Genomic DNA, 15,318 nt, shown 5'->3' with positions numbered 1-15,318 from the left:
TAAAAAAAGCGCAGTGCCATTTGCACTGCGCTTTTTTAGATCAAGATGTCACTTCCTCTGAAGTTACTTTTGCATGCTGGATATGACTGGCTATCCAGCCAATGACCGCTGCTGAAACGAGATAGGCAAGTAAGATCCAAATCTGCATTCGTAAGTTATCCCAGCCGCCTAATGAGATGACCTCTTGAAGTTCCTTTAATGAGTGGGCCATAGGTAAAAATTGACCGATTTTCGTCAATAATGACATGCCCAGTTCGCCTAGGAATGTTCCGCCGCAGGTCGCTAATTGGAACACGAGAAGGGTCACGGCTGCGAATTTGCCGACCACTCCGAATACGGTCACCAACATAAGAATGAATGTCATGAAGGTAAATGAAACGATGATGCTTGATAGAATGAATACAGGGACACTTGCCACGTGTAAATGGAATCCAAGAAGGACGACTGCATCCACTAGAAGTGCCTGTATCAAGCCGATTACATATACCAGCATTAATTTATTCGTGAAATGAACGGTTCCGGTAACCTTAAGATTCTGCCTGCGGCCAAGCGGCAAGATATTGGAAGCCATGATGCCGCCTACATAAAAGGCCAATGACAGAAAATAAGGAGCAATCCCGGTTCCGTAGTTAGGTACTTCAGATAAATTGGATTGGACCAATTGTACGGGTTCAGAGAACATCGAAGTTGTCGAATCATCGTACTGAAGACTGGTGGTTTTATCGGCAGCTTCATTAAGCTTGGTGGATAATTTACTTGAACCCGTTTCCAGTGAAGCCAGTCCGTCTTGAAGTTCCGTCGATCCACTGGCTAGCTGGCTGCTTCCGCCCGCTAGCGAATCGATACCGGCATGTAAAGTGGAGAAACCATTTTTCCATTTAAATAATCCATTCGCCAATTCTTCAGAACCCTCGTTTAATTGCTTAGCACCTGAGGTGGCTTGTGCCATTTTATCACCAAAAGCATTCATCCCGGTTTGAACGGTTTCTTGTCCATCAGCCACTTTGGCAGCACCTTCGCCCAATTGCTTTTGACCGGCATGTAAAGTGGTGACTGCTTTGGATAAACCTTCTGATAGGGAAACGATTTGCTTGAAGTCTTGATCCTTTATTGCATCAGGATGATTTTTCATATAGACATCCAATTGTTTCTTAAGAGTATCCGCTGAATCGGCAGCCTGTTCTTGCCCTTGCATCAATTTTGCATTTCCGGCTGACCAGTTCTCAACACCCTTACTTACTTCATTCATCCCATTTTCCAATGAGTCATGTGCATCAGATAGCTGCTTCATGCCGGAATGCAAGTTCTCGGAACCTGTTGATAATCCTTTCGCACCATCCGTTAAGGCTTCTTGTCCATCCAAGAGCTTGGTGCTTCCTGTTTGCAGCTTCTGGACGCCATCATTCAAATCCTGGATGCCATCATTCAATTTCTCGCTGCCGCTTTTCGCATCCGCCGTTCCTTGATGAAGCTTTTCCGCACCATCCCCGGCATCCGCCAAGCCGTTAGAAACGTCCTGGAATTTCGAAAGGATGCCTTCAGAATAGACTTTCGTAATGCTTGCGTTGATTTTTGCCGTCATTTTTTCAACAGCAGTTGAGCTGATCTGTGAAGCTACGAAGTTCTTACCTGGATTGACAGTATACAAAAGTTTAGCCGTTTCCGGTTTTTTATCCATTAAAGTCGTGACATTTTCCGAAAAATCATCCGGAATCGTGACAACCATATAATAGGTACCATCTTCAAGACCCGTATTAGCCTCCTTTGCCGTTACAAAGTGAAAGTCCAATTCCTTCTGCTTCTTCAATTGTTTAACGAAATCATCTCCAGCCTCGACTGGCTTATCATCCATTTCCGAGCCATTATCGAGATTGACCACTGCAACTGGGAGCTGATCCAACTTTCCATAAGGGTTCCAATATCCTGCTAAGAAGAAACCTGAGTAAATCAATGGAACGACCAAAAGGAAAATCAAGGCGATTCTCCCGTGTTTATGTTTCCACATTGCTTTTATATCTTGAAATACAAGTTGTAAACCTTTCATTATTTGAGCCTGCCCTTTCTAACTAAGAGATTATTTCATCATAATGGCTTTTTTAGATACTGTATAATACATAATTGATTATGTAATAATAGATTTAAATCTATGTGAAAAGAGTGGGAAAATGGAAATATTACAGCTGCAGTACTTTCAAACCGTGGCACGACTGGAACATATGACGAAGGCTGCGGAACAACTTCAGATTGCTCAGCCATCCCTCAGTAAAACCATATCCCGGCTTGAAGAGGATTTGGGAGTCTCACTGTTCGATAGGGAACACCGGAAAATCAAGCTCAACGCAGCCGGACGAATATTCTTGAACCGGGTCGAACGCGCTTTTGCAGAACTGAATGAAGGAAGGCGCGAAATAGTGGAATTAACAGATCAAGACCAAAAGAACATCACCTTGGCCGTTACCATTCCCAGGGTCCTGCCTGATTTATTGGGTACATTTTTATCTCAATACCCGGATGTCCGTTTTCAACAATTCCTAAAATCCATATCATCTATGAAACAGCTTCTAATTGAAGGAGAAATCGATTATTGCATTTCTTCCGTTCCGATTGAAGGACCAGACTTAAAGTGGGAACCGCTGATCACCGAAGAAATATACTTGATTGTCCCTCCCAATCACAGGCTGGCAGGCAGGGAAAGCATTCAACTCCAAGAAGTGAAAGATGAACCATTCATCAGTATGAATACAGGCTTCGGGTTCCGCAGCCTAACCGACCAATTTTGCCTCGAAGCGGGATTCGTCCAGCACATCGCATTCGAAGGAGATGAACCAGCTGTCATCTCGGACCTTGTCAAGAAGGGATTGGGGGTCGCCTTCGTTTCCGAATTGACATGGCTCCATCAAACAGGGTCATTATCCCATAAAATCCGGATAACGGAACCTGCTTGTCAAAGAACAATAGGGATCGGGTGGTCAGAAAAACGCTACTTCACCCCAGTAGCCAAGCAATTTCGGTTATTTGTTATGGACTACTTCGCTGCCGCCAACTCCGCTAGACTAAAGGATGAATAAATCGCCGTTAGGACGAATAAATGGGTGAAGTCATAAAAAGTATAATTTAATTATAGAGAACATAGTATTTTAGGAGGTTTTTATTAAATATATCGGGTTCAAAATGACGAATCCGATCCTAGGAGATGAATGGAGATGGAAATACGGGTAAATCAAATTGAGTTGAATGGCCTCACGTTTCAATATCGGGAGAGCGGGGATGTTTCTGCACCACCGCTTGTTGTTCTTCACGCGTTGGGGAAAAGTGCAGAATCATGGGATCAGGTGGCTGCCGCATTAGGAGAAAATTATCGTGTTTTAGCTTTAGATCAACGGGGCCATGGTGGGAGTGCGAGAACTAATACATACACCTTTGATTTGATGTGCGATGATTTGCTTCAGTTTGCGGATGCGCTTAATTTGGGAAGGTTTTCGCTAATAGGGCATTCCATGGGGGGAACAGTTTCCTATCTTTTTTCGCAAACTTTTCCTTCGAGGATAGATAGGTTGATTGTCGAAGACACGCCACCTCCTTTTTCGGATAAACCAATGGAGGTTCCTTCCAGACCTTCTGGCCCTCTGTCATTTGATTGGCAGGTTGTGCCTTCGATTCTACAGCAGCTTAATGAACCCAATCCCGAATGGTGGGCGCGTCTTACCGATATTATGATGCCGACGCTTGTTATAGGGGGCGGGTCGAGCCATATTCCCCAAAATAAATTGCAGGAGGTTTCCGAGCTTATTCCGAATTGCGGATTGGTGACGATAGAGGATGCCGGACACTTTGTGCATGAAGATAATTTACCAGCTTTCTTGTCTGCCGTAAAAACGTTTCTTATTTCATGAGCTTCCAAAGGGAAAATAGAAATGGAGGAGGGTTGCCAAAGCAGCCCTCTTATTACTGCTGGGCATCTTTAAATGTATGGTTTATTTTATAGACGGCATTTACCGATTTATTATTAATGATTTCCAGTAACTGTTCAGCCATATAGTCTGCGCTGTATTTAAAGCCTGTGTTGACCCATTCGATGATCATGCCTAATATCGCATATGCTTGGTAACTGGAGGCAAGTTCTGTATTGATCTTCGGGTTCGGCCGGTAATCTTCTAGGTCCTCTAATGGAAGTTTCTTTAATTCATTACAAATCCTTTCTAGTAATGTAGGCCATGCATTCGACTTTAGGATGAGGGTATAAATGTTTGCATAGTTAGCTACATGTTCAAATATTTTGATTACTGAAGCCGTTAGTTCATTGATGGTGAAAGTTTCAACGTTTTTATAAGGTTCCCGGTAAGATATGATCAAATCGGCAATCACATCCTCCATGACTTCTTCGAGTAGTTCCTCTTTGTACTGATAGTGTTTATAAAATGTACCCCGATTAAGGTCGGCGAGTTCTACAATGTCAGTAATCGATATCTCCCTGAAATCCTTATTTTGCATTAATGATATGAGGGATTCTTTCAAAGCCATTTTCGATTTCCTGATCCTTCTATCAATCCCAGTGTTATTATTGGACATTTTCTTCACCCTTTGTTCGTTATTGTACTTTTAATAAACATAATTATCCCTTCGTGTTCATTGTTCAACATCGAGGTCATCATTTGCTGATTGTATAAGCCTACTGAAACTAATTATACTATAAAGGAAGTTAGTTAATGAACATCTGTACAATAAGTATCACTTCACTAGAATGAATGGGGGAGTTCAAATGAAATTACAAGACAAAGTTGCAGTAGTTACAGGTGCAGCATCAGGCATGGGGAAACAAATTGCTATAGATTATGCTAGAGAAGGGGCTAAAGTCGTCGTATCGGATTTAAATCTTGATGGCGCGAACGAGACGGTAGAAGAAATAAAAGCGAATGGCGGAATGGCCTTTGCCATTAAAACGAACGTAGCGTTGGAGGAAGATATTCAACATTTGATCGATACCACAGTCAGTACGTATGGTACGGTGGATATTTTGGTGAATAACGCGGGTATCATGGATGGTATGGAACCTGCTGGAGACGTTGAGGATTCTAGATGGGATCGGATATTTGCAATTAACACGACAAGCGTCATGCGTTCGACTAGAAAGGTATTGCCCATCTTTTTAGAAAAACAAAAAGGAGTCATCATCAATATTGCTTCTGCTGGCGGTTTATATGGTGCTCGAGCAGGCGCAGCTTACACTGCCTCAAAACACGCAGTGGTTGGTTTAACTAAAAACACGGGCTTCATGTATGCCAATAATGGGATTCGCTGTAATGCAATAGCACCAGGTGGAGTTGAAACCAATATTGGTTCCAGCATGACGAATATCAATGAGTTTGGCATCTCTCGCCAACAATTGGGTATGGCTATCAATCCACGCAACGGCAAACCTGAAGAAATCGCTAAAGTGGCATTGTTCCTTGCTTCAGACGATTCCAGTTTTGTTAATGGTACTGTCATTATGGCAGATGCAGGTTGGAGTGCATATTAAACTGTAGATTAAAAAGATGATGGTCAAAAACTTGGTGACATATACATGCATTCCTGCTAGTTAGCAGGGATGCATTTTTTTGAGTGGATCCTTGGCAGGTTCATTGGATGGGGATTTTGGTTAGCCAGACCATTTGCAAGAGGAGGGTGTCGACTTCATTCGGGAGTCCTGACAATGTCATTTCAATCGAATTGGATAAGTGGGGCTGGATAGTTCAACTACTATCCAGTTTTTCTCGAAAAGAATTATGCTATCAATTTTTAAAAGATGAGTTGAACTCTGAAATCTTGGAAGCAAAATTGGTTCCCTGAAAAAATCCACTTTCCCTATGAAATTGGATCATTGAGTGATCCATTAGTTTGCTGTGATACCTCTCAAACGATATATTAATTTGCGTGAGAATATTGAAGGACTTTCTGACGGACGTAATCAAGGTGCTTGTACATCTGGCTAAATGCTTCATGTGGATCATGTGCTGCAAGTGCCGCATAGATGGCTTTATGATACTTTACAGTCAGTTCCCGTTCTCTGAATTGAATCAGGCTATTTATTTTATTATGGGTAATCAATAAGGAATCGATCATGCCTTCAATAATCGGATTGTTGGCACTTAAAGCAATGATCTTGTGGAATTCTTTATCGGCCTCTCCATAATCGTTGTCTTCACTATTGGCAATCGTGTCAATCGTAACTTGCAGTTTCTCCAGTTGTTCGTCTGTGATCTTCTCGGCAGCCATCGTTACTAATCCCAACTCCAACGCCATTCGTGCTTCGATGATTGCTGGTAAATTATCAGTGGCCAGCGCCAGCATGACAGAGAATGGATGGGTACCGATTTTATCGTTAAAAAAGGTTCCTTCACGCGTTTTCCGTGTAATGACCCCTAGTGTATCAAGTGCACTTAGCGCCTCCCGTAAAACAGGTCGGCTTACTTCAAGTTCTTTCATAAGTTCCATTTCAGGGGGCAGTTTGTCGCCCGCTTTCATTTGTCCACTGACGAGCAGATGGACAATTTGATCCACGACTTGTTGTGAAAGAGTGTTGCGATGTACCGATTGTACGCCTAATTTCTTTGACGATTCTTCCATTGTGTAACCCCTTTTCTGTGAAATCCTATATGTATTCATACTGTAAGACTAATTATATAATATAATACATTTATTTGCATGTGAGGATGAGAAGGTCAATGTCCAAAAAAAGTAAAATGCGCCGCTCTAAAGAGAGAGGCGCACGCATTGTTGGAAAAAATCATCTGACAAGGCAAGGTGATTTTGGATTGAAATTCCATCCGGAAATCAAGTATTGCATAGCCATTGAATCATCACGGGCACCAAGTCCTTTTCGTTTATAAAGCTGATGTGCCTTCTCGATTTGTTCCATATCCAATTCAATTCCAAGTCCGGGTTTGGAAGGGACATCGACCATTCCGCCGACAATTTTAAAAGGTTCTTTTGTCAAACGCTGCCCATCCTGCCAAATCCAGTGGGTATCGATTGCAGTGATTTTTCCTGGTGCTGCTGCTGCAACGTGTGTAAACATGGCAAGTGAAATGTCAAAGTGATTATTGGAGTGTGATCCCCATGTCAATCCCCATTCGTTGCACATTTGAGCAACACGGACGGAGCCTTGCATCGTCCAAAAATGCGGATCGGCAAGAGGAATGTCCACGGATTGAAGTTGAATGGAGTGCCCCATTTGCCTCCAGTCCGTTGCAATCATATTCGTAGCGGTAGGAAGGCCAGTTGCGCGCCTGAATTCCGTCATAATTTCCCGGGCGGAAAAACCATTTTCCGCTCCGCATGGATCTTCCGCATAGGCTAAAACATGATGTTGATCCCGGCAAAGTTTAATCGCATCCTCAAGGAGCCAGCCGCCATTTGGGTCAAGGGTGATCCTAGCTTCAGGGAAGCGTTCCGCAAGTGCCGTCACCGCTTCGATTTCTTCTTCCCCGCGCAAAACCCCACCTTTCAATTTAAAATCATTGAATCCATAGCGAGAGTGGGCGGCTTCTGCCAAGCGGACAATCGATTCGGGTGTGAGCGCTTCCTCATGACGGAGGCGAATCCAGTCATCTTCCGCTTCAGGTTCGCTTATATAACCAAGATCTGTTTTATTGCGGTCACCTACATAAAATAAGTAGCCCAGCATTTCCACCTTATCTCGCTGTTGTCCTTCGCCGAGAAGGGCTGCGACTGGAACACCTAAATATTGACCAACTAAATCTAGAAGTGCTGCTTCCAATGCTGTTACGGCATGTATGGCAATACGGAGATCGAATGTTTGAAGGCCGCGCCCTCCTGCATCCCGGTCCGCAAACTGCTTACGGATGGTATTTAGAATGTTGTTGTATGTCCCAATGGACTGGCCGACAACCAATTGTTTGGCATCTTCGAGTGTCTGGCGAATTTTTTCGCCTCCAGGAACTTCACCTACCCCCGTATTACCCGCATTGTCTTTTAGAATGACAATGTTCCGGGTGAAATAAGGAGCATGGGCACCGCTCAAGTTCAGAAGCATGCCGTCATGGCCCGCAACTGGAATAACGCTCATTTCTGATATTACCGGTGTGCCGATTTTTACATTATCCTTAAGCAATTGATTGTTCATAATTTTTCCCCCTACTAGAATATTTAGTTGACTATGATTTTAACTCTACACGTTTAATTTCACCAACAAGGAATAAATAGCTGCAAACCGCGACAAGAGCATTAGCACATACGAAGACTAGCGCCCCATTGAATGACCCTGTCGTGGCAATGATGTATCCGATGATAATCGGTGTTGTAATGCCGGCAATGTTACCGAATGTGTTGAAAAGCCCGCCACTGACACCGGACATTTCTTTTGGTGAGGTATCGGCCACTACCGCCCAGCCGAGTGCCCCAAATCCTTTACCGAAAAACGCAAGGGCCATAACGAAAATAACAATCCATTCCGTATCTATATAGTTTGCAGCTACCAAGCTCATCGATAGAAGCATTCCGACAACAATTGGCACTTTTCGGGCAACAGTCAATGAGAATCCCTTCCGTAAAAGGAAGTCCGAGAATGTCCCTCCGAGAATGCCGCCAAAAAATCCACAAATGGCTGGAAGGGAAGCGACTAATCCAACCTCAAGAATCGTCATGCCTCTTTCTTGTACAAGGTAAACAGGAAACCATGTCAGGAAAAAGTAAGTTAACGTTGTAATGCAATATTGTCCGAGATAAACGCCCAGCAGCATACGGTTTGATAATAGCTGCTTAATGTGATTCCAGTTGACGCCTTTCTTTTCTTTCTTATTTGTAGTGGTTTGATCCATATTAATCAAAGCGCCGCCTGCTTCGATATATTCAAGCTCAGCTTTGTTGATACGCGGATGTTCCTTTGGTCCATAAATCGTTTTCATCCAGATGAAAGCAACGATGATTCCCAAAGCGCCCATAAAGAAGAAGACGTATTCCCAACCCAATTTATACGTAATATAACCCATGATCGGTGCAAAGAGAACGGTTGCAAAATACTGGGCTGAATTGAAAGTGGCAGCCGCAGTTCCGCGTTCATGGCTGGGGAACCAGGTAGCAACGATTCGGCTGTTGGCCGGGAAGGAAGGGGCTTCTGCCAATCCAACTAAAAAACGCAGTCCGAACAATACCATGACAGCTGTACCGGCAGAACCGAAAAGACCGAGAAATCCTTGTAAAAGCGTAAAGGTAGACCATAACGTGATACTCCAAAAGTAAACTCTTTTTGAGCCAAAACGGTCTAAAAGCCATCCACCTGGAATTTGTCCAGCTACGTAAGACCAAGCGAAGGCGGAGAAAACATAACCCATCATGACTGAATCGAGACCAAGCTGACCAGACATATCCGTCCCCGCAATTGATAGTGTCGCACGATCCGCATAATTCAGGGCGGTAACCATAAAGAGCATGAAGACAATGAACCATCTTGTGCGTGTTTTTTTCTGGGCATTTGGCAGTTTAGGAGTTGCTTGAAAAACCTTTTCTTCAGCGTTCATATACTCACTTCCTTAAACGTATTTAATTATATTTTTCATTTGATACCGCTTACAATGGTAGCCGCTTCCCCCTTCGTGAAAATTCATAATATTTAGTTTTGTCCAATGGTAAGACAAATGAAATTGTTTGTCAACGGCTTTTTTTTATAAATCATTTTTCATTTTAGCTCCTTAATTATCATGTTTTTTTGTATATATTAGAAGCTAAATTATTGAGGGATCAAGTGATGCTTGATTTTTCAGAAAATAAAAAAAATACAATTGACCATTCGGTGTATTTGTCTTACAATAAAACAATAATACACAAGGGGGAATAGAAAATGAATAAAATTCGCAAGGCACCAAAAGGGATTCTCGGATTTCCCGTGGCACCATTCACAACGAGTAATAAGCTTGATGAACAAGCACTCGCCCAAAATATCCAATTTTTAATAGATGAGGGACTCGAGGCCATTTTCGTGGCATGTGCAGCCGCAGAATATCCATCATTAAGTAAAGAGGAATATGAAGCGATGATAGAGGTAGCCGTATCCGTTACGGCTGGAAAAGTCCCTGTATACACAGGGGTAGGTGGGAATATTCAAACTTCCCTGGAACTTGCCAGAATTTCAGCGGATAGAGGGGCAGATGGTTATTTAATATTACCTCCATATCTCGTTACCGGAGAACAGGCAGGTCTGGCGGCTTATTTCAAAGCCATCGCAGAGAGTACTGATTTAAATTCCATAGTATATCAGCGTGATAATGTGTCACTTTCAATTTCAACTTTGGAAGCGCTCGCAGAGGTCCCGCAGGTGGTCGGCGTCAAAGACGGTCTAGGAAATATGGAGTTGAATGGACTCCTAACACAAACCTTCGGAAAACGTTTCGGCTGGCTGAACGGAATGCCGCTTGCGGAAGTGACCATGTCGGCCTACGTTCCACTTGGCTTTGACTCTTACTCGTCTGCGATATCAAATTACATCCCGCACATCTCACGAAAATTCTATAATGGCATTTTGAGTGGAGATCAAGAAACGGTCAATGAAATTTACCAACAGGTCATTATGCCAATCAACAACATTCGCCGTCAGCGAAAAGGATATGCCGTCTCTCTCATTAAAGCAGGTATGGAGATTATGGGAATGCCGGTTGGGCAAACAGTCAGATTACCAATACTTCCGGTTGAAAAAGAACATTATGCAGAAATGCAAACGATATTAGAGCATGCCTTAGATCGTTTTCCAAAAGAAAAATCAATTCAATCAATCTAATTAGGGTGGGATTATATATGATAACTACAGTTCAAACAAAAACGTATCTTAACTATATTAACGGTGAATGGGTTTCTTCTATTTCAAATGAAGTTGAAAAAAGTTTAAACCCGGCAGATAAACAGGCAATTGTCGGATATGTACAGAAATCTACCAAGGATGACTTGAACCTGGCTGTGGAAGCTGCGAAAAAGGCAAAAGAAAAATGGCGCAAACTAGCTGGTTCAGAGCGCGGGGAGTATCTATATAAAGTAGCGCATATTCTTGAAAAGCGGATTGATGAAATCGCAGAATGTGCAACACGGGAAATGGGAAAGACATTTGCTGAAACAAAAGGGGAAACGGCACGCGGTATTGCGATCCTGAAATACTATGCAGGAGAAGGAATGCGTAAAGTGGGGGATGTCATTCCATCCACCGACAGTTCAGCGCTTATGTTCACGACGCGCGTCCCGCTTGGTGTAGTCGGCGTTATAACACCTTGGAATTTCCCAATCGCTATCCCAATCTGGAAGATGGCTCCTGCTCTCGTATATGGGAATACGATTGTGGTCAAGCCAGCCACCGAGACGGCTATTACCTGTGCGAAGATCATGGAATGCTTTGAAGAAGCTGGTTTACCGGCGGGTGTAATCAATATGGTCACAGGGCCGGGCAGTGTCATAGGTCAGGGCATCGCTGATCACGAAGATATAAACGGCATTACCTTTACCGGCTCAAACGGCGTTGGAAAAAGGATTGGACAAGCGGCGTTAGCACGCGGAGCGAAATACCAGCTTGAAATGGGCGGGAAAAACCCGGTAATCGTTGCAGCGGATGCGGATCTTAATCTGGCTGTAGAAGCAGTCATTACAGGTGCGTTTCGCTCAACGGGACAAAAATGTACCGCGACAAGCCGTGTCATCGTTGCAGCTGAAGTTTATGAAGAGTTCAAGCAGTTGCTGGTGAAAGAAACGAAAGGCATTTCCATCGGGGATGGATTGGACAGCGGGACATGGATGGGACCATGTGCTAGTGAAAATCAATTAAATACGGTTCTTTCCTATATCGAAAAAGGAGTGGAGGAAGGCGCTACACTTCTAATTGGCGGAAAGCGTGCTGAAGAAGGCCCTCAGGCAAATGGTTTTTATGTAGAGCCTACGATCTTTGATAACTGCACGTCAGATATGACAATTGTACAGGAAGAAATTTTTGGTCCGGTGATCGCTTTATTGAAAGCTGATTCAGTTGAAGAAGCCCTGCAACTTGCGAACAGCGTGGAATACGGCCTTAGTGCTTCGATTTTCACCGCCAATATCCAACATTTGCTTTCATTTGTTAACGATATGGAAGCGGGATTGATTAGGGTTAACGCCGAGAGCGCAGGCGTTGAATTACAGGCGCCATTTGGCGGCATGAAAAACTCCAGCTCCCACTCCAGGGAACAAGGAGAAGCAGCAAAAGAGTTTTTTACATCCATTAAAACGGTGTTTGTAAAATAATATAACGTGAATGCGATCAATAGATAACGCTTTCGAATTAATGATTAAAAAACTTATGAAGTTAATAAATCTGGAAGGAAGTTAAATAATGAAATCGCACGGATCGCCAATTATTACAGATATGAAGGTTATTCCAGTAGCAGGCTATGATAGTGCGCTACTTACACTAAGTGGCTGTCATGCTCCTTATTTCACTCGTAATATTGTTATTTTAGAAGATGAAACGGGGAATAAAGGTATCGGTGAGATTCATGGCGGCGATGATATTACTAAAATGCTAGAAAGTTATCGTCCATTTGTAGTAGGACAAGAGATTGCCAATTATAGAGGATGTATTACTGCCATACGTAAAGGTGGTTTGAGTATAAAAGGTGACTCTGGTGAAGGGTTACAAGGATTAAATTTAGCCAATTTAAAATTTGTTGTTCAAGCAGAAGCAGCTGTTGAATGCGCCATGATGGACTTGCTTGGTAAATTTGTCAATAAACCAATTGCAGCATTACTTGGCGATGGAGGTATTCAACGTACAGAAGTTCCTTTCTTAGGATATTTATTCTATATCGCAGATACGGAAAAATGCGATCTTCATTATTTACGTGAAACACAATTTAAGGATGATTGGGATCGTGTTAGACGAATTGAAACATTAACAGCTGAAGGAATTGTTGCTCAAGCAAAAGCAGCTGAAGATCGTTATGGATTTAAGAGCTTCAAATTAAAAGGTGGAGTACTTCGTGGAGAAGAAGAAATGGAAGCGATTCAAGCTTTACATGAAGCATTCCCTGATTCAAGAATTAATCTTGATCCAAATGGAGCATGGTCATTAGAAGAAGCCATTAAGCTTTGCAAAGATAAAGGAGATATACTTGCTTATATTGAAGATCCTTGTGGTCCTGAAGCGGGATTCTCTAGCCGTGAAATAATGGCTGAATTTAAGATTGCAACTGGTCTACCTGTTGCTACAAATATGATTGCTACAAATTGGCGTCAATTCCATCATGCAGCAGCACTTAGAGCAGTCGATATTGTGTTAGCTGATCCTCATTTCTGGACATTGAATGGTAGTATCCGTATGGCACATGTATTAAACGATTGGGGCCTGACATGGGGGTCGCATTCCAATAACCACTTTGATATTACATTAGCAGCATTTACACAAGTAGCTGCTGCTGCGCCAGGAAATATTTCACCAATTGATACACACTATATTTGGCAAGATGGCCAAGAATTATGTGATAATCCATTACAAATTATGGATGGAGTCATTAAACTGCCTGATAAACCAGGTTTAGGTGTAGAAATAAATATGGATAAAGTGATGAAAGCAAATGAATTATATCGTAGTCTGCCTTATCATGACAGAGATGATTCAACTTCTATGCAATATCTAATTAAAGAGTGGAAATATAACTCTAAAAAACCATGTATGGTTAGATAAACTTTTAGAATTAAATGAATGGGTAATTACCATGAGTAAAAGAATTAATTAATATCTCAATCTAATAAAGATGAAAATATTAATATTCTACTCATGGTAGTTGCTAAAAAAACATTGATTGTAAGCCCTTACTTAATTAAACTCACAACTCAATGAGAAAAAATGAAAGATGTTAAACTGAAACCGTATTCTTCTGAAAAGTTAAAGGAGACACATGTTTTTAAAAAGGAGGAAGCTTAATGAACGGTAGCGGTGCTCAACGCATCAGCATTGAGAATGAACATCCTAAAAAAACCAATGTGCGTTTTACCATACTTGCAATGTTATTTATCGTGACCGTTATTAATTATATTGACCGTTCTGCGTTGGGTATAGCTGCTCCAGTAATGAAAGAAGACCTTGCTTTCGATGCAGTGAAATTGGGAGTTGCTTTTTCAGCGTTTAACTGGGCTTATACCGCATTTAACATTCCAGGAGGTTGGTTACTAGATAGATTTGGAGCACGTAAAGTTTATGGTGTTGCTTTATTATTATGGTCCACATTTACCTTTTTTCAAGGATTTATTAGCACCTTACTTGGACTATTCATTTTAAGATTCTTGGTTGGTATTACTGAAGCTCCATCTTTTCCAGGAAACAGCAGATTGACAACGATGTGGTTTCCGCAACATGAACGTGGACGGGCAGTATCGATTTATAACTCTGCACAATATTTTGGATTAGCACTTTTCACGCCAGTCATGGCATGGATATTACAAGAGTTTGGCTGGCACGATGTTTTCTTTGTTGCAGGAGGATTAGGTATCTTTGTAGCCATTTTATGGTTTGCATTTGTACGTGAACCATACAACCATCCACGTGTAAATCAAGCAGAAATCGATTATATTAATTCAGGTGGAGGGTTAGCAAATAAAGAAGAAAAAAGAAAAGTGAAATGGTCTGATATCCGTCTTTTGTTGACAAACAGACAAATGGTCGGAATTTATATTGGTCAGTATGCTTTGAATACAATTGTTTGGTTTTTCTTAACGTGGTTCCCTACATATCTCGTAACGGAGAAGGGTTTATCTCTGATTCAAACAGGTTTTGCAGCATCCGTACCATATATAGGAGCATTTTTTGGAGGTATCGTTGGCGGGATCATTTCCGACAGATTATTGAAAAAAGGAAAATCGCTCGCTGTTGCACGTAAAACACCGATCATCACTGGGTTTCTTCTATCAAGCACAATCGTATTAGCTAACTTTACTTCAAATATTTTTCTTCTTATCCTAATCATGTCCATTGCCTTTTTCGCAAAAGGTTTGGCAGGTCTTACATGGTCTCTTGTCGGTGATATGGCACCAAAAGAACTTATTGGTTTAACTGGCGGTATTTTTAATACCATTGGGAATATTGCAGGTATTGTAACACCACTTGTCATTGGATTTATTTTAGCCAAAACAAATTCCTTTAGTGGTGCCCTGATCTTTGTTGCTAGTGTATTGTTCGTAGGAGCTCTATCTTACATTTTCATAGTAAATAAACCTGAAAGAATCATATTAATAGATAAAAATTAACAGAAGAAACTAAAACAAACTTTTGAAAAATGAAGATCCCTGATAGCATAAGGAATAATTGAAGCCATT

At 42.0% G+C, this 15,318-nt stretch carries 13 protein-coding genes; 8 read left to right on the top strand and 5 right to left on the bottom strand.

Features of this window, described 5'->3' with window-relative positions; genetic code table 11:
• Positions 1 to 40: 40 nt before the first annotated feature.
• A complete protein-coding gene (locus NYE63_RS22290; RefSeq protein ID WP_342602747.1) occupies positions 41 to 2,044 on the bottom strand; it encodes a YhgE/Pip domain-containing protein in 2,004 nt (667 codons plus the stop codon).
• 121 nt (positions 2,045 to 2,165) lie between these two features.
• Between NYE63_RS22290 and NYE63_RS22285 the strand changes: the two genes are divergently transcribed.
• The gene (locus tag NYE63_RS22285; RefSeq protein WP_342602746.1) at positions 2,166 to 3,068 is read left to right on the top strand and encodes a LysR family transcriptional regulator; all 903 of its coding nucleotides are present in this window, start codon (positions 2,166 to 2,168) and stop codon (positions 3,066 to 3,068) included.
• Positions 3,069 to 3,203: 135 nt separating this feature from the next.
• Positions 3,204 to 3,893: an alpha/beta hydrolase gene (locus tag NYE63_RS22280; RefSeq protein WP_342602745.1), complete on the top strand. Its 690-nt coding sequence runs from the start codon at positions 3,204 to 3,206 to the stop codon at positions 3,891 to 3,893.
• Positions 3,894 to 3,945: 52 nt separating this feature from the next.
• Here NYE63_RS22280 and NYE63_RS22275 read toward each other — a convergent pair whose 3' ends face one another.
• The gene (locus NYE63_RS22275; protein WP_342602744.1) at positions 3,946 to 4,569 is read right to left on the bottom strand and encodes a TetR/AcrR family transcriptional regulator; all 624 of its coding nucleotides are present in this window, start codon (positions 4,567 to 4,569) and stop codon (positions 3,946 to 3,948) included.
• A gap of 190 nt (positions 4,570 to 4,759) precedes the next feature.
• On the opposite strand from NYE63_RS22275, the gene NYE63_RS22270 reads away from it, so the two are divergent.
• Both NYE63_RS22270 and NYE63_RS22265 read left to right on the top strand, forming a co-directional pair.
• Positions 4,760 to 5,518 carry an SDR family oxidoreductase gene (locus NYE63_RS22270; RefSeq protein WP_342602743.1) on the top strand — a complete coding sequence of 253 codons (759 nt, stop codon included), beginning with the start codon at positions 4,760 to 4,762 and terminating at the stop codon, positions 5,516 to 5,518.
• Between the two features lie 107 nt (positions 5,519 to 5,625).
• Positions 5,626 to 5,829: a hypothetical protein gene (locus tag NYE63_RS22265; RefSeq protein ID WP_342602742.1), complete on the top strand. Its 204-nt coding sequence runs from the start codon at positions 5,626 to 5,628 to the stop codon at positions 5,827 to 5,829.
• A 75-nt stretch (positions 5,830 to 5,904) separates the two neighbouring features.
• On the opposite strand, the gene NYE63_RS22260 is transcribed toward NYE63_RS22265, so the two are convergent.
• The 3 genes from NYE63_RS22260 to NYE63_RS22250 form a co-directional block, all read right to left on the bottom strand.
• Positions 5,905 to 6,606, bottom strand: coding sequence for a FadR/GntR family transcriptional regulator (locus tag NYE63_RS22260; protein WP_063232459.1), 702 nt, complete (start codon positions 6,604 to 6,606; stop codon positions 5,905 to 5,907).
• A 160-nt stretch (positions 6,607 to 6,766) separates the two neighbouring features.
• Positions 6,767 to 8,125: a glucarate dehydratase gene (gene gudD / locus NYE63_RS22255; protein ID WP_342602741.1), complete on the bottom strand. Its 1,359-nt coding sequence runs from the start codon at positions 8,123 to 8,125 to the stop codon at positions 6,767 to 6,769.
• Between the two features lie 31 nt (positions 8,126 to 8,156).
• Positions 8,157 to 9,518, bottom strand: coding sequence for an MFS transporter (locus NYE63_RS22250; RefSeq protein ID WP_342602740.1), 1,362 nt, complete (start codon positions 9,516 to 9,518; stop codon positions 8,157 to 8,159).
• A gap of 320 nt (positions 9,519 to 9,838) precedes the next feature.
• Between NYE63_RS22250 and kdgD the strand changes: the two genes are divergently transcribed.
• From kdgD to NYE63_RS22230, 4 genes are all read left to right on the top strand, one after another.
• Positions 9,839 to 10,771 carry a 5-dehydro-4-deoxyglucarate dehydratase gene (gene kdgD / locus NYE63_RS22245; RefSeq protein ID WP_342602739.1) on the top strand — a complete coding sequence of 311 codons (933 nt, stop codon included), beginning with the start codon at positions 9,839 to 9,841 and terminating at the stop codon, positions 10,769 to 10,771.
• A 17-nt stretch (positions 10,772 to 10,788) separates the two neighbouring features.
• Positions 10,789 to 12,252: an alpha-ketoglutaric semialdehyde dehydrogenase GucD gene (gene gucD, locus NYE63_RS22240; protein ID WP_342602738.1), complete on the top strand. Its 1,464-nt coding sequence runs from the start codon at positions 10,789 to 10,791 to the stop codon at positions 12,250 to 12,252.
• Positions 12,253 to 12,340: 88 nt separating this feature from the next.
• Positions 12,341 to 13,690 (top strand): glucarate dehydratase family protein, encoded by a 1,350-nt coding sequence (locus NYE63_RS22235; protein ID WP_342602737.1) that lies wholly within the window; start codon positions 12,341 to 12,343, stop codon positions 13,688 to 13,690.
• A 239-nt stretch (positions 13,691 to 13,929) separates the two neighbouring features.
• Positions 13,930 to 15,249: an MFS transporter gene (locus NYE63_RS22230; RefSeq protein ID WP_342602736.1), complete on the top strand. Its 1,320-nt coding sequence runs from the start codon at positions 13,930 to 13,932 to the stop codon at positions 15,247 to 15,249.
• Positions 15,250 to 15,318: the final 69 nt, after the last annotated feature.

It is taken from the genome of Peribacillus sp. FSL E2-0159 (genome assembly GCF_038643155.1).
Lineage (GTDB): Bacteria > Bacillota > Bacilli > Bacillales > DSM-1321 > Peribacillus > Peribacillus simplex.
This window is presented reverse-complemented; position numbering and strand designations above follow the sequence as displayed.